Origin of the sequence: Agrobacterium burrii (genome assembly GCF_017313405.1) — a bacterium.
Classification (GTDB): domain Bacteria; phylum Pseudomonadota; class Alphaproteobacteria; order Rhizobiales; family Rhizobiaceae; genus Agrobacterium; species Agrobacterium burrii.
In genome coordinates, this window is record NZ_JAFLNA010000002.1 from 486,635 (window position 1) to 504,314 (window position 17,680).

Annotated in this window: 14 protein-coding genes; 6 read left to right on the forward strand and 8 right to left on the reverse strand. The window is 60.5% G+C overall.

Annotated elements, in window-relative coordinates:
• Positions 1–139: 139 nt before the first annotated feature.
• Together JZX89_RS05795 and rhaI are read left to right on the forward strand one after the other, a co-directional pair.
• The gene (locus tag JZX89_RS05795; protein ID WP_207133368.1) at positions 140–2,236 is read left to right on the forward strand and encodes a bifunctional rhamnulose-1-phosphate aldolase/short-chain dehydrogenase; all 2,097 of its coding nucleotides are present in this window, start codon (positions 140–142) and stop codon (positions 2,234–2,236) included.
• Between the two features lie 187 nt (positions 2,237–2,423).
• Positions 2,424–3,716, forward strand: coding sequence for an L-rhamnose catabolism isomerase (rhaI, locus tag JZX89_RS05800; RefSeq protein ID WP_207133369.1), 1,293 nt, complete (start codon positions 2,424–2,426; stop codon positions 3,714–3,716).
• 207 nt (positions 3,717–3,923) lie between these two features.
• On the opposite strand, the gene panB is transcribed toward rhaI, so the two are convergent.
• The 8 genes from panB to JZX89_RS05840 all read right to left on the reverse strand — a co-directional run bounded on the left by panB (position 3,924) and on the right by JZX89_RS05840 (position 12,812).
• Entirely contained in the window at positions 3,924–4,763 is an 840-nt protein-coding gene (panB, locus tag JZX89_RS05805; RefSeq protein WP_207133370.1) for a 3-methyl-2-oxobutanoate hydroxymethyltransferase, read from the reverse strand.
• On the reverse strand, positions 4,760–5,638 hold the full coding sequence (gene panC / locus JZX89_RS05810; protein WP_207133371.1) for a pantoate--beta-alanine ligase: 879 nt from the start codon (positions 5,636–5,638) through the stop codon (positions 4,760–4,762). Before panC ends, panB begins: the two co-directional genes overlap by 4 nt.
• A gap of 141 nt (positions 5,639–5,779) precedes the next feature.
• Positions 5,780–6,556: an enoyl-CoA hydratase-related protein gene (locus JZX89_RS05815; protein WP_207133372.1), complete on the reverse strand. Its 777-nt coding sequence runs from the start codon at positions 6,554–6,556 to the stop codon at positions 5,780–5,782.
• The gene (locus JZX89_RS05820; protein WP_207133373.1) at positions 6,546–7,472 is read right to left on the reverse strand and encodes a hydroxymethylglutaryl-CoA lyase; all 927 of its coding nucleotides are present in this window, start codon (positions 7,470–7,472) and stop codon (positions 6,546–6,548) included. Before JZX89_RS05820 ends, JZX89_RS05815 begins: the two co-directional genes overlap by 11 nt.
• A 1-nt stretch (position 7,473) precedes the next feature.
• Entirely contained in the window at positions 7,474–9,471 is a 1,998-nt protein-coding gene (locus JZX89_RS05825; protein ID WP_207133374.1) for an acetyl/propionyl/methylcrotonyl-CoA carboxylase subunit alpha, read from the reverse strand.
• Between the two features lie 7 nt (positions 9,472–9,478).
• Positions 9,479–11,080, reverse strand: coding sequence for a carboxyl transferase domain-containing protein (locus JZX89_RS05830; protein WP_207133375.1), 1,602 nt, complete (start codon positions 11,078–11,080; stop codon positions 9,479–9,481).
• A gap of 7 nt (positions 11,081–11,087) precedes the next feature.
• Positions 11,088–12,260 carry an isovaleryl-CoA dehydrogenase gene (locus JZX89_RS05835; RefSeq protein ID WP_207133376.1) on the reverse strand — a complete coding sequence of 391 codons (1,173 nt, stop codon included), beginning with the start codon at positions 12,258–12,260 and terminating at the stop codon, positions 11,088–11,090.
• Between the two features lie 78 nt (positions 12,261–12,338).
• Complete coding sequence (locus JZX89_RS05840; RefSeq protein ID WP_035221263.1) at positions 12,339–12,812, reverse strand: Lrp/AsnC family transcriptional regulator; 474 nt, start codon at positions 12,810–12,812, stop codon at positions 12,339–12,341.
• A gap of 261 nt (positions 12,813–13,073) precedes the next feature.
• Here JZX89_RS05840 and JZX89_RS05845 point away from each other — a divergent pair, with 261 nt between their 5' ends.
• Genes JZX89_RS05845 through JZX89_RS05860 form a run of 4 tightly spaced genes read left to right on the forward strand, consistent with a single transcriptional unit; the run spans position 13,074 to position 17,678 of the window.
• Positions 13,074–14,237: an acetyl-CoA C-acyltransferase gene (locus JZX89_RS05845; RefSeq protein WP_207133377.1), complete on the forward strand. Its 1,164-nt coding sequence runs from the start codon at positions 13,074–13,076 to the stop codon at positions 14,235–14,237.
• Positions 14,238–14,250: 13 nt separating this feature from the next.
• Positions 14,251–15,378, forward strand: a complete 1,128-nt coding sequence (locus JZX89_RS05850) for an acyl-CoA dehydrogenase family protein (protein ID WP_207133378.1) — start codon at positions 14,251–14,253, stop codon at positions 15,376–15,378.
• A gap of 44 nt (positions 15,379–15,422) precedes the next feature.
• Positions 15,423–16,661 (forward strand): 3-methyl-2-oxobutanoate dehydrogenase (2-methylpropanoyl-transferring) subunit alpha, encoded by a 1,239-nt coding sequence (locus JZX89_RS05855; protein WP_207133379.1) that lies wholly within the window; start codon positions 15,423–15,425, stop codon positions 16,659–16,661.
• Between the two features lie 3 nt (positions 16,662–16,664).
• On the forward strand, positions 16,665–17,678 hold the full coding sequence (locus tag JZX89_RS05860; protein ID WP_174373730.1) for an alpha-ketoacid dehydrogenase subunit beta: 1,014 nt from the start codon (positions 16,665–16,667) through the stop codon (positions 17,676–17,678).
• Positions 17,679–17,680 lie beyond the last annotated feature (2 nt).

Here is a 17,680-nt window from a genome sequence, read left to right on the forward strand (position 1 = left end):
ATTAAACAATTTCGCGGTGCAACATGAAAATTTATGATCGTTTTTGATTGACATTGTGCTTTTGCATGCGCGATACCTGCGATCAATGGATGCGGGCCGATGCCGGTGCCGCCAATGCAGACCGATATGGGAGGAAGACATGACGGGAACATCCCGCCTTCTCGAAAGCCGTTGGGACGATGCTTACGCCAGAACGCTCGATGAGCCCGGCAAGCTGCTTTATCGTTCCAATCTGCTGGGTGCTGACAAGCGCATCACCAATTACGGCGGCGGAAACACCTCCGCAAAAGTGCTGGAAACCGATCCGCTGACTGGCGAGAAGGTCCGCGTCATGTGGGTCAAAGGCTCCGGTGGCGATGTTGGCACCATCAAGATCGATGGCTTTTCGACACTCTATCTCGACAAGCTGGAAGCGCTGAAGGGCATCTACAAGGGTGTTGCTGACGAGGACCGCATGGTCGGTTTCCTGCCGCATTGTACCTTCAACCTCAATCCGCGCGCCGCCTCCATCGATACGCCGCTGCATGGTTTCGTTCCTTATGATCACGTCGATCATATGCATCCGGACGCGATCATCGCGATTGCAGCCTCGAAGAATTCGAAAGAACTGACGCAGCAGATCTTTGGCGATGAAATCGGCTGGCTGCCCTGGCGTCGTCCCGGTTTCCAGCTTGGTCTCGATCTGGAAGCTTTCGTCAAGGCCAATCCGAAGGCCAAGGGCGTGGTGCTGGAAAGCCACGGCCTGTTCACCTGGGATAACGACGCCAAGGCCTGTTACGAACTGACGCTCGCCATTATCAACAAGGCGATCGAATGGTTTGCAGGAAAGACCGAAGGCAAGACGATCTTCGGTGGTGCCGTGGCCAAGAGCCTGCCTGAGACTGAGCGTCGCGCCATCGCTGCCCGGCTGATGCCGGAAATCCGTGGCCGCATTGGCCGCGAGGAGCGCAAGCTCGGTCATTTCGATGATCAGGATGCGGTTCTCGAATTCGTCAATTCGAATGACCTGAAGCCGCTCGGTAATCTCGGCACGTCCTGCCCGGATCATTTCCTGCGCACCAAAATCCGCCCATTGATCCTCGACCTCGATACGGCAAATCCCGATGTGGATGCGCTGATGGCCGGTCTGGACAAGGCGCTCGAGGCTTACCGGGCCGATTACAGCCGCTATTACGAAGCCTGCCGCCACGACAATTCGCCTAAAATACGCGATCCGAACCCGGTGATCTTCCTGATCCCCGGTGTGGGCATGTTGTCCTTTGCCAAGGACAAGGCGACGGCGCGTATCGCCGGTGAGTTTTATGTCAACGCCATCAATGTCATGCGCGGCGCTTCCACCGTGTCCGAATATCAGGGTCTTCCCGAGCAGGAAGCCTTCGATATTGAATATTGGCTGCTGGAAGAGGCAAAGCTGCAGCGCATGCCGAAGCCGAAAAGCCTTGCCGGCCGCGTGGCCTTCGTCACCGGCGGCGCTGGCGGCATCGGCCGGGCAACGGCGGAACGGCTGGTGGCCGAGGGCGCCTGCGTTGTGCTCGCCGATATTGACGAGGCGGCGCTGGAAGCCGCAAAGGGCGATTTCGCCAAGCGCTACAGCACTGACGCGGTGCGCAGCGTCAAGCTGGATGTGACGCAGGAAGACGCCGTCATTTCCGCTTTCGCACAAGCGAGTGTGGAATTCGGCGGCGTGGATATTCTCGTTTCCAACGCCGGCATCGCTTCCTCCGCGCCAGTGGAAGAGACGACACTTGCCATGTGGAACAAGAATATCGACATTCTCGCCACCGGTTATTTCCTTGTTTCGCGCGAAGCATTCCGGCTGCTGCGACGGCAAAATCTCGGCGGCAACGTCGTGTTCGTCGCTTCCAAGAACGGTCTTGCATCCTCGCCTAACGCTTCGGCCTATTGCACCGCGAAGGCGGCGGAAATCCATCTCGCCCGTTGCCTTGCTCTTGAAGGGGCGGAAGCCGGCATTCGTGTCAACACCGTCAATCCCGATGCGGTACTGCGCGGTTCGAAGATCTGGAACGGCGAGTGGCGCGAGCAGCGTGCTGCTTCTTCCAAGATCGAAGTAACCGATCTGGAGGAACATTATCGCAAGCGCTCGCTGCTGAAGCTCAACGTGTTGCCGGAAGATATCGCAGAGGCGATCTACTTCCTGGCATCCGATGCTTCGGCCAAGTCGACCGGCAACATCATCAATGTCGATGCCGGTAATGCGCAGAGTTTTACGCGATAAGGCGTTTGGCGCGTTCTTACTTTCGTCATTCCGGCCTTGAGCCGGAATACAGCCGACGCGCGTCTGCGCGGCGAGAAGGGTTTTTTCAGCCCAAGGATTTGGGCTGGCTGGATACCGGCTCAGGGCCGGTATGACGGAGTGAGCGTGATCAACTAGCATGTACGGATTGATTTCCGGGGAGGAAAAAATGACCGAGACGAAAATCACCGCCGATGTGATCGCGGTTGAAAATGGCAAGCGCGCAGCCGCGCATAAGGAAGACTACGACGCGCTCGGCAACCAGCTTGCGCGTCGCAACATCGATATCGATGCTGTCACCGCGAAGGTTGCGGAATTTTTCGTCGCCGTGCCTTCCTGGGGCGTCGGCACCGGCGGTACCCGTTTTGCCCGTTTTCCCGGCACGGGAGAGCCGCGCGGCATTTTCGACAAGCTCGATGATTGCGCCGTCATCAACCAGCTGACGCGCGCCACACCGAATGTCTCCCTGCATATCCCGTGGGACAAGGAAGATCCGAAGCGGTTGAAGGCCCATGCCGATGCGCTGGGTCTCGGCTTCGACGCCATGAATTCCAACACGTTTTCGGATGCGCCCGGCCAGAGCCATTCCTACAAATATGGTTCGCTCAGCCACACCGACGCCGCCACGCGCCGGCAGGCTGTTGAGCACAACATCGAATGCATCGAAATCGGCAAGGCCATCGGCTCCAAGGCGCTGACGGTGTGGGTGGGCGATGGTTCGAACTTCCCTGGCCAGAGCAATTTCACCAGAAGTTTCGAGCGTTATCTTGCCGGCATGGCCGATATCTACAAGGCGCTGCCGGATGACTGGCGCATCTTTTCCGAACACAAGATGTATGAGCCGGCGTTTTATTCGACCGTCGTGCAGGATTGGGGCACCAATTACCTCATCGCCAATACGCTCGGCGAAAAGGCCTTCTGCCTCGTCGATCTCGGCCACCATGCGCCCAATACCAATATCGAGATGATCGTCGCCCGGCTTATCCAGTTCGGCAAGCTCGGCGGTTTCCACTTCAACGACAGCAAATATGGCGATGACGATCTGGATGCCGGTTCGATAGAGCCATACCGTCTGTTCCTCGTTTTTAACGAGCTGGTGGATGCGGAATATCGCGGCGTAAAGGGTTTCCATCCGGCCCACATGATCGACCAGTCGCATAATGTGACGGACCCGATCGAAAGCCTGATCTCCAGCGCCAATGAAATCCGCCGCGCCTATGCGCAGGCTCTGCTGGTGGATCGCGCCGCTCTCGACGGCTACCAGCAGGATAATGATGCGCTGATGGCATCAGATACGCTGAAACGGGCCTACCGCACCGATGTGGAGGCTATCCTTGCGCAGGCCCGGCATTTGGCCGGCGGCGCGATCGATCCCATCGCGACTTACCGGGCGAGCGGTTATCGCAGCCATGTTGCGGCGGAACGGCCGGCTTCGGTGGGTGGCAGCGGCGGTATTGTGTAGTCGTTCTACTACTGGGTGTGCGAAGACCGTGATTAGGCCGAGCAGGCGACTGACAGCTGACAGTCTTGCCTCAACCTCTCCGCCGTCTTCCTCGGGCTTGACCCGAGGATCCACACCCCGACGCACCATAGATCCTCGGGTCAAGCCCGAGGAAGACGGCGGAGAGGTTGAGGCAAGACTTGCCATCGGCACGACGGAAATATCGTCTCACTCCGCCGAACCTGTGGGCTTGCGAACCTGAAAAGTATGCTCCGGCCCCGGAAACGCGCCGGAGCGAACCTCATCGGCATAGTCCCTTGCCGCATCCGAAACCGCCGCACCAAGGTCGGCGAAGCGCTTGACGAATTTCGGTTTGAAATCGGAAAACAGGCCGAGCATGTCGTCGGAGACGAGCACCTGCCCGTCGCAGGCCGGCGATGCGCCGATGCCGATGGTGGGGACGGAAAGTTTCTCGGTAAGTTCGCGGGCAAGCGGCTCAACTGTGCCCTCCACGACAATGGCAAAGGCGCCGGCCTGATCGACCGCAATTGCATCGCGCCAGATTTTCTGCGTTTCCGCCTCCGAATGTCCGAGCGAGCGGAAGCCGCCGGCGGTGTGGACCAGTTGCGGCATCAGCCCGACATGGCCGAAGACGGGAATGCCGCGCGCCACCAGAAAAGCGATGGTTTCGGCCATCTCTTCGCCGCCCTCCAGCTTCACGCCGTCGCAGCCGGTTTCCTGCATCACCCGCACCGCGTTGCGAAAGGCCTGTTCCTTGGACTCCTGATAGGTGCCGAAGGGAAGATCGACGATGACGCAGGCATGCTCGACACCGCGCATGACGGCGCGGCCGTGGGCGATCATCATATCCAGCGTGACGCCGACTGTCGTGTCCATACCGTAAAGCACCATGCCGAGGGAATCGCCGACCAGCAGCAGGTCGCAATGCGGATCGAGCAGGCGGGCGATCGGCGTCGTATAGGCGGTGAGGCAGACGATACGCGGCTCACCTTTCATCTGCCGGATGGAGGCTGTCGTCAGCCGCTTCAGTTTTCCCTGCGCGCTCATTGTGCGGCCTCCTGTTGATTGGTTTTGTCGCGGCCGATGACGCGGTTATCGAGAAGCCGCGTGTTGCCGACGCGCACGAACAACGCCACCAGCACAGGCCCCGCCTGCAACGATGAGACAGGGGCTAACGTGTCGGGATCACGAACCGCCACGACTTCAGGCGATGCCAGCGGCTCGGTGGCGATGAATTTTTCGATCGCCGCTTCGAAGGCTGCGGGGTCATTGAAACCTGCATCATAAAGCCGTTCCGCCTCGTCCAATGCACGCGGCACGATCACGGCGGCGGCGCGTTGCTCGGCACTCAGATAGACATTGCGCGAAGAGCAGGCCAGCCCATCTGCCTCGCGCACCGTGGCGACCGGTACCACCCGCACCGGCTGGGCAAGGTCTTCGACCATGCGGCGTATCAGCGTTACCTGCTGGTAGTCTTTCTCTCCGAAATAGGCGGCATCCGGCTGGACGAGATTAAAGAGCTTTGTGACGACGGTCGTAACACCGGCGAAATGCCCCGGCCGCACCGCACCTTCCAGCTGGCTGCCCAGTTCCGGCACATCCACCACGGTCGCCATCGGGCGCGGATACATGTCCGTGACGTCCGGCGCGAAAAGAACATCGACACCTGCCTCTTCCAGCAGCGCGCTGTCGCGGGCGAGATCGCGGGGGTAACGCGCCAGATCTTCATTCGCGCCGAATTGCAGCGGATTGACGAAGATGGAAACCACCGTCACATCGTTTTCCGCCTTGGCTTTGGCAACGAGCGTCAGATGGCCGATATGGAGAAAACCCATGGTCGGCACGAAGCCGACACTCTTGCCTTCGCGGCGAAAGGCGGCAATCGCATCCCGCAATTCGGCGACGGTTTTTACAAGGCGCATGGGGTCTCCTCCGGCTGCCCGATCACCGTCCGGCGAAAGGTGCTGGATAAAACGCGATTTGCCGAACGGGGTCAACGCGGCTGCGGGCATTATATCGATTAACGTCTCAAGAGACGACGACTGCGGTGAAAGTGCTGCGGTTCAGGACCTGCCGGTCCATATAGGAGGCCGCTTTTCTGCAAAAGCCTGCCGCCCTTCGCGCGCTTCATCGCTGCTGCTGATGGCGGCGATGGCGCCTTCGGCAAAGGCAAGCCGTTCATCGGATGACATGTCGCCCATCGCCAGCAAGGCTGCCTTTCCGGCTGCGATGGCGCCCGGCGCATTCTGTCGCAGCTTCGCAAGAACATCCTCGATCAAGCCATCGAGTTCCGCCGCAGGCGCGGTGCGATTGACAAGGCCGAGACCTGTTGCCTCCGGGGCGCTGACTGGCTGGCCGAGATAAGCCATTTCCTGAAGCCTGCCCAAGGGTATTTTCGCCAGAAGCTTCGCCGCCACCATGGCCGGGAAAAGCCCGACCCGCACTTCCGGCAGACCAAATTCGGCGTGATCGGCGGCATAGGCAAGATCGCAGGCGGTAACGACGCCAAGCCCACCGGCCAAGACCCGGCCGTTGATGCGGGCGATGACGATCTTGTCGCAGGTTTCAATGGCGCGCATCACGTCGGCAATGGGGTTTGTTCCATCCCGTGAGAGGAATATGCCGCCGGCGCTCTCCTTGAGATCGGCCCCCGAACAGAAACTGCGGTCTCCCGCTGCCGTTATGACCACGGCGCGCAGACCACGGTCACCGGATGCCGCGCGTATGGCACCGGCAAGCGCATCCGTCATGGCGGCGTTGAGGGCATTGTGAACTTCCGGCCGGTTAAGCGTCAGCCACAGAACATCCTTGCGTGTCTCACGCAACAACTCATCCGCCATGCAGGTCACCCTCCTGTTTTGCGGCAAGCAGCGCTTTTCCGGCGCGTGCCGCGTTCGGCCTGCCGAGATACCGGCTGATCCGGTCTCCGATCTTCGCCACGGCCATCAGGTCGATACCGGTTTCGATGCCAAGCCCCTGCAGCAGATAAACGACATCTTCGGTGGCGACATTGCCGCTCGCCCCCGGCGCAAAGGGGCAGCCGCCCAGCCCGGCAACGGAACTGTCGAAAACGGCTATGCCTTCCTCCAGCGAGGCCAGCACATTGGCGACGCCCTGCCCATAGGTGTCATGGAAATGCATGGCGAGTTTTTCGCGCGGGATACGGGTCGACACCCGCTCGATGACATTGCGAATCTGGCTGGCCGTGCCGATGCCGATCGTATCGCCGAGCGAAATCTCATGGCAGCCAAGCGCGACAAGCGCCTCGGCCATCGCGGCGACCTCATCGGGCGCAACCGCTCCGTCATAGGGGCAGCCGGCAATGCAGGAGACGTAACCTCGCATGTGGATATTTCGGTCGGCGGCCGCCTGCGCGACATCGTGCAGCCGCTTAAGGCTTTCAGCGCGCGAGCAGCCGATATTGTGCTGGCTGAAGCCTTCTGATGCGGAAACGAAAACGGCGATTTCCGTCACACCGGCTTCGATGGCCGCCTCGAAACCTTTCATATTGGGAACAAGCGCCGGATAGGCCGTGCCGGGTCGCCGTCTAAGGCCCTGAAACACCTCTTTCGAACCTGCCATTTGCGGCACTTTTTTGGGTGAAACGAAGGCTCCCGCCTCGATGGCTGCCAACCCGGCTGCGGCCAGCCGCTCGATGAGTTCGATCTTGATGGCGGTGGAAACCTCCGCACTTTCATTTTGAAGACCGTCACGCGCGCCGACTTCGACAATCTTTGCCGCTTGCGGAAAACCCATGTCAGGTGCCCTCCGGCTCGAAATCCACCAGCACCGCACCGGCCGCCACCATATCGCCTTCTGCGCAATTGATAGCGGTAACGGTGCCTTTTGTCGGGGCACGGATCGTGTGCTCCATTTTCATCGCCTCCATCACCACCAGCGCCTCGCCGGCTTCAACGAGCGTACCTTTCTGGCTGAGTACGGCGCGGATAACGCCCGGCATGGGTGCTTCCAGACCGCCGGTATGGGTGGTGGCATCCGCGATATCGACGGGGTCTGGCTGGCTGATGCGATAATGCTCGCCGTCCAGAAAAAGCGTATGGCTGCTGTCCTCGGCGAAGAAATAGCCCTGCCTCTGCATGCCATCCATGACCGCACGCAGCTTGCCATTCTCTGCGAGATTACCGCCGACACGGATCGTCCCGCCGTCAATCTCCAGCGAAAACCCGTCCTCCTCATGGGTAACGGCAACCGCGAGCGGCTGGTGGTCGAGAGTGAAATTCAGGGTTTCCCGCGTCGGTGCATTCAGGCGGAAAGCATTGGTGTTGTTCCATGGGCTATGGGGATCGGCCGATGATGGAGAACTGGTCTTGGCCGCTTTCTGTCGTGAAAGAAGGAGGCCGAGCGCAGCTATGGCGATTTCGCTCTCGCCGGTGACTGCGGGGGCGAAAAGCGCTGCCTCGTTGCGGGGGATGAAGCCGGTATCGAGATCGGCGGTGGCGAAAGCCTCGAGCCCTGCAAGCCGCGCCAGAAACGCAACATTGCTGGTGACGCCGCAGATCGCCAGTTTTTCCAGCGCTAGCCGCAGCCGCCGCACGGCGGCGGCTCGGTCGTGATCCCAGACGATCAGCTTGGCGATCATCGGATCGTAATGCACGGTGATGGCATCACCGGCGCGGATGCCGCTGTCGATCCGGAGGTGCGGGCCGTCATCAGGAAAGATCAGATGGCTGACCGTGCCGATCGACGGCAGGAAATCATTTGCCGGGTCTTCGGCATAAATCCGCGCCTCGATGGCATGGCCGTTGATACGGAGATCGGCCCAGCCTTCCGGCAGGACTTCGCCGTTCGCGACGCGGATCTGCCATTCGACCAGATCGAGACCGGTAATATATTCCGTTACCGGGTGTTCGACCTGAAGCCTGGTGTTCATTTCCATGAAGTAGAAGTCGCCGGAAGGGTCGAGCAGAAACTCTACGGTACCCGCACCGCGATAATCGATGGTGCGGGCGGCGGCGGTTGCCGCATCATACATGCGTTGCCGCAAGGCATCGGGCAGGCCGGGGGCGGGGGCTTCCTCTATCACCTTCTGGTGCCGGCGCTGGATCGAGCAATCGCGCTCGAAAAGCGAAACACAATTGCCATGGCCATCGGCGAAGACCTGCACTTCCACATGGCGTGGACGCTCCAGGTGTTTTTCGATCAGCATGCGGTCATTGCCGAAGGCGGCCAGCGCTTCGCGTTTGGCACCGGCAAGCTCGGCTGCGAAGTCGAGCTTTTGCCTGACCACGCGCATGCCCTTGCCGCCGCCGCCGGCAGAGGCCTTGAGCAACACCGGATAACCGATCTTATCCGCCTCGCTCGCCAGCCGTTTCTCGGCCTGCTCATCGCCGTGATAGCCGGGAACGATGGGAACGCCGGCTTTCGCCATCAGCGCCTTCGCTTCGCTTTTTCCGCCCATGGCGCGGATTGCTTGCGGCGGCGGGCCGATGAAAATGAGGTCAGCGGCGGCGCAGGCTTCGGCGAAGGCGGCATTTTCGGACAGAAAGCCGTAACCCGGATGGATCGCTTCCGCACCGGTTGCTTTTGCGGCTGCGATGATTTTTTCCGCATCGAGATAGGAGGCGCGCGCCGGCGCGGGGCCGATGGCGATGGCTTCGTCGGCAAGCGCCACATGCATGGCGTTGCGGTCGGCATCCGAATAGACCGCGACGGTGCGGATGCCCATCCTGGCGGCGGTGCGGATGATGCGGCAGGCGATTTCGCCCCTGTTGGCGATCAGTATTTTCGAGAACATCGTCGCCTCACATCCTGAATATGCCAAAACGGGTGGTTTCTATCGGTGCGTTAAGCGCGGCGGAGAGACCAAGGCCAAGCACGAGACGGGTATCTTTCGGGTCGATGATGCCGTCGTCCCATAGCCGTGCACTGGCATAATAGGGATGTCCTTCCCGCTCGTATTTTTCCCGGATCGGCTGCTTGAACGCCTCTTCGCCTTCCTTCGACCAGTGGCGGCCATCTGCCTCGATGCCGTCGCGGCGGATTTGCGCCAGCACGGACGCCGCCTGCTCGCCGCCCATCACCGAAATACGCGCATTCGGCCACATCCACAGAAAGCGTGGTGAATAGGCCCGCCCGCACATGCCATAATTGCCGGCCCCGAAGGATCCGCCGATGATGACGGTGAATTTTGGCACCTTGGCCGAGGCGACGGCTGTCACGAGCTTGGCGCCATCCTTGGCGATACCACCAGCCTCATAGGCCTTGCCGACCATGAAGCCGGTGATGTTCTGCAGGAAAACCAGCGGGATGCCACGCTGGCAGCAGAGTTCGATGAAATGCGCGCCTTTCAGTGCAGATTCCGAAAACAGAATGCCGTTATTGGCGATGATGCCGACGGGATAACCATGGATATGGGCGAAACCGCAGACCAAAGTCGTGCCGTAAAGCGCCTTGAACTCGTCGAATTCCGAACCATCCACCAGACGGGCGATGATCTCGCGCACCTCGAAGGGTTTTCGCGTATCGGCGGGAACGATGCCATAAAGCTCGTCGGCCGGATAAAGCGGCTCCACCGGTTCGCGGATATCCAGCTCCACCTGTTTTCGGCGGCTGAGGGTGGAGACGATCCGCCGGGTCAGCGCCAGCGCATGGCGGTCGTCGTGGGCGTAATGATCAGTGACGCCGGATTGCCGCGAATGCACATCCGCGCCGCCAAGGTCCTCCGCACTCACCACCTCGCCGGTTGCGGCCTTCACCAGCGGCGGGCCGCCGAGAAAGATCGTGCCCTGATTTTTGACGATCACGGACTGGTCGCTCATGGCTGGCACATAGGCCCCACCCGCCGTGCAGCTGCCCATCACCACGGCAATCTGGGCAATGCCCTGCGCCGACATATTGGCCTGATTGTAGAAGATACGGCCGAAATGATCGCGGTCGGGAAACACCTCGTCCTGATTGGGCAGGTTCGCGCCGCCGGAATCCACCAGATAGATGCAGGGCAGGCGGTTCTCGGTGGCGATTTCCTGCGCGCGCAAATGTTTCTTCACCGTCAGCGGATAATAGGTGCCGCCTTTCACCGTCGCGTCATTGGCGACGATCACACATTCGCGGCCCGATACCCGGCCGATGCCGGTGACGATGCCGGCGGCGGGAACGGGTTCGTCATAGACCTCGTAAGCTGCAAATTGCGAGAACTCCAGGAATGGACTGCCGGGATCGAGAAGCGCTTCGATGCGGTCTCGCGCCAGCAATTTGCCGCGGGAAAGATGCCGCTCGCGGGCCTTGTCGCCGCCGCCTTTCGAGATTTTTTCGACATGCTGCCGCAGGTCGTCCACGAGACCCGACATGAACTCTACATTGGCGGCAAAGGTGGGATCGCGGTTCAGACTGGAAGTAAGCTTCATCGCGTTCTCACCCGTTGCCCTTAACCAGTTCGCGGCCGATCAGCATCCGGCGAATTTCGCTGGTGCCTGCGCCGATCTCATAGAGTTTAGCATCACGCAGCAGCCGTCCGGCCGGACTTTCATTCACGTAACCTGAGCCGCCGAGAAGCTGGATCGCATCCAACGCCACCTGCGTCGCCCGCTCGGCGGCAAACAGGATCGCGCCCGCCGCATCCTGCCTTGTGATGCGGCCATTGTCGCAGGCCCGAGCCACGGCATAGACATAGGCGCGCGACGCATTCATGGACGAGTAGATATCGGCGAGTTTCCCCTGCACCAGCTGGAATTCGCCGATTGGCTTGCCGAATTGTCTACGCTCGCGGGCATAGGACAGAACCAGATCGATTGCCGCCTGCATGATACCAACAGGGCCGGCGGCCAGCACGGCCCGCTCGTAATCCAGCCCGCTCATCAGCACCGTCACGCCGTCGTTGAGGCGGCCGAGAATGTTTTCTTCCGGCACCTCGCAATCCTCGAACACCAGTTCTGATGTGGGTGAGCCGCGCATGCCGAGTTTGTCGAGTTTCTGGGCCGGGCGAAACCCCTTGAATCCCTTTTCGATCAGGAAGGCCGTGATGCCGCGCGGGCCGGCGGACATATCCGTCTTGGCGTAAACCACCAGCGTATCGGCCTCGTGACCGTTGGTAATCCACATTTTTGCGCCGTTCAGCACATAGCGATCGTCTCTGCGTTCCGCCTTCAGCCGCATCGACACGACATCCGAACCGGCTTCCGTCTCGCTCATGGCGAGTGAACCGACATGTTCACCGGAGACGAGTTTCGGCAGATATCTGTGCTTCTGCTCATCCGTTCCCCAGCGGTGGATCTGGTTGATGCAGAGGTTGGAATGAGCGCCATAGGAAAGGCCGATGGAAGCCGAAGCCCGGCTTATTTCCTCCATCGCCACGCAATGGGCGAGATAACCCATGTCGGCACCGCCGAATTCTTCCGAAACGGTGATGCCGTGCAGGCCGAGCTCACCCATCTCTGGCCAGAGCTTGCGTGGAAAACGGTCGTCGCGGTCTATTTCTGCCGCCAGCGGGGCGATTTTATCGTCGGCGAATGCTCTTGCGCTGTCGCGCAATGCTGCGATTTCCGGGCCGAGATCGGCATCGAAAATGGCGGCGAGGTTCAAACTCATCGCGTCTTCTCCTCCGGACGGTATTTGCCGTCCCTTTTGTCAGTTGCCGGCACCTCCTCCGCGCCGGCAACCCTCATTTTACGGCGCGTCACCTCCGGTGAAGGCGGCGGAACGGCGCACGAATGTCTTGATGGCGAAATTGGACTGGATGCGCGACACGCCGGGAACCGTGGTCAGGAAATCCAGTAGCTCTTGATAATGCGGCAGGTCCCGCACCATGGCGTGGATCAGATAATCGGAACTGCCACTGGTCTGGTAACCGCCCACGACTTCGGGAATGGAGGCGACGTGGTGTTCGAAGGTCGTCAGCGCTTCCTTGATCTGCCGTTCCAGCGTGACGGAGATGAAGACGCCCATATTGCCGAGCAGCCGGTTCTCATCGAACACGGCGGTATAACCGCGAATGATGCCTTCTTCCTCGAGCTTGCGCACCCGGCGCAGCGTCGGCGTGAAGGAAAGGCCGATACGCGCTGCCAGATCGCGCCAGCTCACCCGCCCGTCATCGCCGAGGACATGCAGAATCTTGCGGTCGAAACTGTCGAGCTCAATCATGGATCATTTGCTCTATGATATGACTATTTGTTGGATCAAAGATATCGCCAATCAAAAAACTGTCAATCAAAATAGCTTTGAAATGAATTCGAGTTGGTGATAGCGTTCACCTAGGGCGATGGACCGCTCTAGGTTTTTGCTTGGCATCGGATTATCCGAAAACCGCGGCACACTTTTCGGTCCGATGCTTTTGTCGAGGTCTGGAGGAGATCGCGATGACGGTCGTTTTCTCAAGCGAGAGAATGCCCAAGGGAGGTGAATTTGGCTGTGCATGACCCTGTCGTGATCGTCGGGGCCGCCCGTACTGCTATGGGTGGGTTCCAGGGCGAATTCAAATCGGTGGCGGCACCCGATCTTGGGGCCGCGGCGATCCGTGCGGCCGTCGAACGGGCTACTATTCCGGTTTCTGACATTGATGATGTGCTGATGGGCTGTGTGCTCACCGCCGGGCAGGGGCAGGCGCCCGCCAGACAGGCAGCCATTGCCGCCGGTATTCCCAACTCGATTGGCGCGACGACCATCAACAAGATGTGCGGTTCGGGCATGAAGGCGATCATGCTGGGCCATGACCAGATCGCGGCGGGAAGCTCTTCCATCGTGCTTGCGGGTGGCATGGAAAGCATGAGCAATGCGCCCTATCTGCTGGATCGCGCCCGAAATGGCTATCGTCTCGGCCACGGCAAAGTCATCGACCATATGTTTCTCGACGGTCTCGAGGATGCCTATGACAAGGGCCGGCTGATGGGCACTTTCGCTGAAGATTGCGCTGAGGCCTATCAATTTACCCGCGCCATGCAGGATGACTATGCGCTTGCCTCGCTGGAACGGGCGCGTCGCGCCATAGCGGAGGGAGCCTTTGAAGCGGAAATAGCGCCTGTCGGCGATGTTGCCGTGGACGAGCCGCCGGGCAAGGCAAAACCGGAGAAAATCCCGCAGCTGAAGCCCGCCTTTCGCGATGGCGGAACGGTGACGGCGGCCAATTCCAGCTCGATTTCCGATGGTGCGGCCGCTCTCGTTCTCATGCGTCGCTCCGAAGCGGAAAGGCGGGGCCTATCGCCGCTGGCGACGATCATCGGTCAGGCCTCCCATGCGGATGCCCCTGCCGGATATCCAACGGCTCCCATCGGCGCGATGAAAAAGCTGTTCGATAAAACCGGCTTTACGGCGAGGGATGTCGATCTCTTCGAAATCAACGAGGCCTTTGCCGTGGTGGCGATGGCGGCAATGCGCGATCTCGATCTGCCGCTTGAGAAGGTGAATGTGCACGGCGGGGCCTGTGCGCTCGGCCATCCGATCGGCGCTTCCGGCGCGAGGATCGTCGTCACATTGCTGGCCGCTCTGCAGCGCCACGGGCTGAAGCGCGGCGTGGCCGCCGTCTGTATCGGCGGCGGTGAAGCAACCGCGCTCGGCATCGAGCGGCATTGAGGGGGAGGCGGCGATGATCCTGAACGAAGCTCAGCAGCAGATCAGGGACATGGCTCGCGATTTCGCCCGCGAACGGCTTTCCCCCGGCGCTGCCGCGCGTGACCGGGAAAGCCGGTTTCCGAAAGACGAACTGAAGGAAATGGGAGACCTTGGTTTCCTCGGCATGCTGGTCTCGGAGGACTATGGCGGATCGGAAACCGGTGCCGTCGCTTATGCCCTGGCGCTCGAGGAAATCGCTGCCGGTGACGGGGCCTGTTCCACCATCATGAGCGTTCACAATTCAGTCGGCTGCGTGCCGATCCTGAAATTCGGCACGGAGGATCAGAAGCAACGTTTCCTGCCGAAACTGGCTTCTGGCGAATGGATCGGCGGTTTTGCGCTGACCGAACCGCAGGCCGGCTCCGATGCGTCAAACCTCAAGACCCGGGCGCGGCGCGATGGCGACCGCTATATTCTTGATGGGGCGAAGCAGTTCATCACCTCGGGCAAAAATGGTGATGTCGTTATCGTCTTCGCCGTCACCGATGCGGCGGCGGGCAAGAAGGGCATCAGCGCCTTCATCGTGCCGACGGATACGCCGGGTTACGAGGTCATAAGGGTCGAGGAAAAACTCGGGCTGCATTCGTCCGATACCTGCCAGATCGCCTTCACCGACATGGCGGTCCCGGCCGAATTGCGGCTGGGTGAAGAGGGGCAGGGTTATCGCATCGCGCTCGCCAATCTGGAAGGCGGCCGCATCGGCATCGCTGCACAGGCGGTCGGCATGGCGCAGGCGGCCTTCGAGGCGGCGCGGGATTATGCCCGCGAGCGCAAGGCCTTCGGGCAGGCAATCGTGGAGCACCAGGCGGTCGCGTTCCGGCTGGCGGATATGGCAACGAAGATTACGGCGGCGCGGCAGTTGGTGCTGCATGCGGCGGCGTTGAAGGAGGCGGGAGAGCCCTGTCTTTCGGAGGCCTCGATGGCCAAGCTCTTCGCGTCTGAAATGGCCGAACGCGTCTGCTCGGACGCCATCCAGATTCACGGCGGTTACGGTTACATGGCGGATTATCCGGTGGAGCGGATCTATCGCGATGTGCGCATCTGCCAGATTTACGAGGGAACAAGCGATGTCCAGCGTATGGTGATCGCTCGGAACCTGTGAGGATTGTTTCGCGGTCTGGAGGAGACCGTGACGGGAGGAGTAGAATGGATATAACCGAAACGCCACATCTCAGCCTGCATGTTCCAGAGCCTGCGGTGCGGCCCGGCGGGGAGCCGGATTTCTCCAATGTGAAGATACCCAAGGCCGGCTCCGTGCCGCGCCCGGATGTGGATGCAGCGCCGGAAAGCATGCGCGATCTCGCCTATTCGATCATTCGCGTCCTCAATCATCAGGGCGAGGCTGTCGGGCCGTGGGCAGGGCTGCTTTCGGACGAGGAATTACTGGCCGGCCTCAAAAACATGATGCGGCTTCGGGCTTTCGATGCCCGCATGCTGATGGCGCAGCGGCAGGGAAAAACCTCCTTTTACATGCAGCATCTGGGGGAGGAGGCGGTCAGTTGCGCCTTCCGCAAAGCGCTTTCCAAAGGCGACATGAATTTCCCGACCTACCGGCAGGCGGGGCTGTTGATCGCCGATGACTATCCGCTCGTCACAATGATGAACCAGATCTATTCCAACGAGCTTGACCCGCTGCACGGGCGGCAATTGCCGGTTCTCTATTCTTCGAAAGAGCACGGCTTCTTCACCGTCTCCGGTAACCTCGCCACACAATATGTCCAGGCGGTCGGCTGGGCGATGGCCTCGGCCATCAAGGGCGATACGAAGATTGCGGCTGCGTGGATCGGCGACGGTTCGACGGCGGAGTCGGATTTCCACTCCGCGCTGGTCTTCGCCTCCACTTACAAGGCCCCGGTCATTCTCAATATCGTCAACAATCAATGGGCCATTTCCACCTTTCAGGGCATTGCGCGCGGCGGCTCCGGCACATTTGCGGCGCGGGGGCTGGGCTTCGGTATTCCCGCACTCAGGGTCGATGGCAATGATTATCTCGCCGTTTATGCCGTGGCGCGCTGGGCGGTGGAGCGGGCGCGCCGCAATCTCGGCCCGACGCTGATCGAATATGTGACCTATCGCGTCGGTGCCCATTCCACCTCGGATGATCCAAGCGCCTATCGCCCCAAGACCGAATCCGAAGCCTGGCCGCTGGGCGATCCTGTTCTCAGGCTTAAGAAACATCTCACCCTGCGCGGCGTCTGGTCGGAAGAGCGGCACCGGCAGGCGGAGGCGGAAATCGCCGACGAAGTGCTGGAAGCGCAACGCGAGGCGGAAAGCCACGGCACGCTGCATGAAGGCAAAAAACCGCCGAAAAAGGATATTTTCGAAGGCGTTTACGAGGAGATGCCGCCGCATCTCGCCCGCCAGCGCCAGAAGGCAGGATGGTAAGACATGGCAAGAATGACGATGATTGAAGCCGTCCGCAGCGCCATGGATGTGTCCATGGAGCGCAGCGACGATGTCGTGGTGTTCGGTGAAGATGTGGGTTATTTCGGCGGCGTCTTCCGCGCCACGCAGGGGCTGCAGGGGAAATACGGAAAAACCCGCTGTTTCGATGCGCCGATCAGCGAATCTGGCATTGTCGGCACGGCCATCGGCATGGCAGCTTACGGGTTGCGTCCCTGTGTCGAAATCCAGTTCGCTGATTACATGTATCCCGCCTATGACCAGATTACCCAGGAGGCGGCACGTATCCGGTATCGCTCCAATGGCGATTTTACCTGCCCGATCGTGCTTAGAATGCCGACCGGCGGCGGCATTTTCGGCGGGCAGACGCATAGCCAGAGCCCGGAAGCGCTTTTCACCCATGTCTGCGGGCTGAAGGTGGTTGTTCCCTCCAACCCTTATGATGCCAAGGGGCTGTTGATCGCCTCGATCGAAGACCCCGATCCCGTGATGTTTCTGGAGCCGAAGCGACTCTATAACGGTCCCTTCGACGGTCATCACGACCGGCCGGTAACACCGTGGTCCAAGCACGAGATGAGCGAGGTGCCGGAAGGGCACTACACCATCCCCATCGGCAAGGCCGAAATCCGCCGCCCCGGAAACGCTGTCACCGTCATCGCTTATGGCACCATGGTGCATGTGGCGCTGGCGGCAGCGGAAGAAACCGGTGTGGATGCCGAGATCATCGATCTGCGGAGCCTGCTGCCGCTTGATCTCGATAGTATCGTCAAATCCGTCTCCAAGACCGGCCGCTGCGTCATGGTGCATGAGGCGACGCTGACCTCCGGCTTCGGGGCAGAGGTGGTGTCACTGGTGCAGGAACATTGTTTCTATCATCTGGAGGCTCCCGTCGTTCGTGTCGCCGGTTGGGATACGCCTTACCCGCATGCGCAGGAATGGGACTATTTTCCCGGACCCGCCCGCGTCGGACGCGCACTTGTCGAAGTCATGGAGGCCTGATT

What these genes read in the sequence shown, in the direction of transcription:
- JZX89_RS05795 (WP_207133368.1), top strand. Translation starts at nt 140, where the DNA reads ATGACGGGAACATCCCGCCTTCTCGAAAGCCGTTGGGACGATGCTTAC.
- rhaI (WP_207133369.1), top strand. Translation starts at nt 2,424, where the DNA reads ATGACCGAGACGAAAATCACCGCCGATGTGATCGCGGTTGAAAATGGC.
- panB (WP_207133370.1), bottom strand. Translation starts at nt 4,763, where the DNA reads ATGAGCGCGCAGGGAAAACTGAAGCGGCTGACGACAGCCTCCATCCGG.
- panC (WP_207133371.1), bottom strand. Translation starts at nt 5,638, where the DNA reads ATGCGCCTTGTAAAAACCGTCGCCGAATTGCGGGATGCGATTGCCGCC.
- JZX89_RS05815 (WP_207133372.1), bottom strand. Translation starts at nt 6,556, where the DNA reads ATGGCGGATGAGTTGTTGCGTGAGACACGCAAGGATGTTCTGTGGCTG.
- JZX89_RS05820 (WP_207133373.1), bottom strand. Translation starts at nt 7,472, where the DNA reads ATGGGTTTTCCGCAAGCGGCAAAGATTGTCGAAGTCGGCGCGCGTGAC.
- JZX89_RS05825 (WP_207133374.1), bottom strand. Translation starts at nt 9,471, where the DNA reads ATGTTCTCGAAAATACTGATCGCCAACAGGGGCGAAATCGCCTGCCGC.
- JZX89_RS05830 (WP_207133375.1), bottom strand. Translation starts at nt 11,080, where the DNA reads ATGAAGCTTACTTCCAGTCTGAACCGCGATCCCACCTTTGCCGCCAAT.
- JZX89_RS05835 (WP_207133376.1), bottom strand. Translation starts at nt 12,260, where the DNA reads ATGAGTTTGAACCTCGCCGCCATTTTCGATGCCGATCTCGGCCCGGAA.
- JZX89_RS05840 (WP_035221263.1), bottom strand. Translation starts at nt 12,812, where the DNA reads ATGATTGAGCTCGACAGTTTCGACCGCAAGATTCTGCATGTCCTCGGC.
- JZX89_RS05850 (WP_207133378.1), top strand. Translation starts at nt 14,251, where the DNA reads ATGATCCTGAACGAAGCTCAGCAGCAGATCAGGGACATGGCTCGCGAT.
- JZX89_RS05855 (WP_207133379.1), top strand. Translation starts at nt 15,423, where the DNA reads ATGGATATAACCGAAACGCCACATCTCAGCCTGCATGTTCCAGAGCCT.
- JZX89_RS05860 (WP_174373730.1), top strand. Translation starts at nt 16,665, where the DNA reads ATGGCAAGAATGACGATGATTGAAGCCGTCCGCAGCGCCATGGATGTG.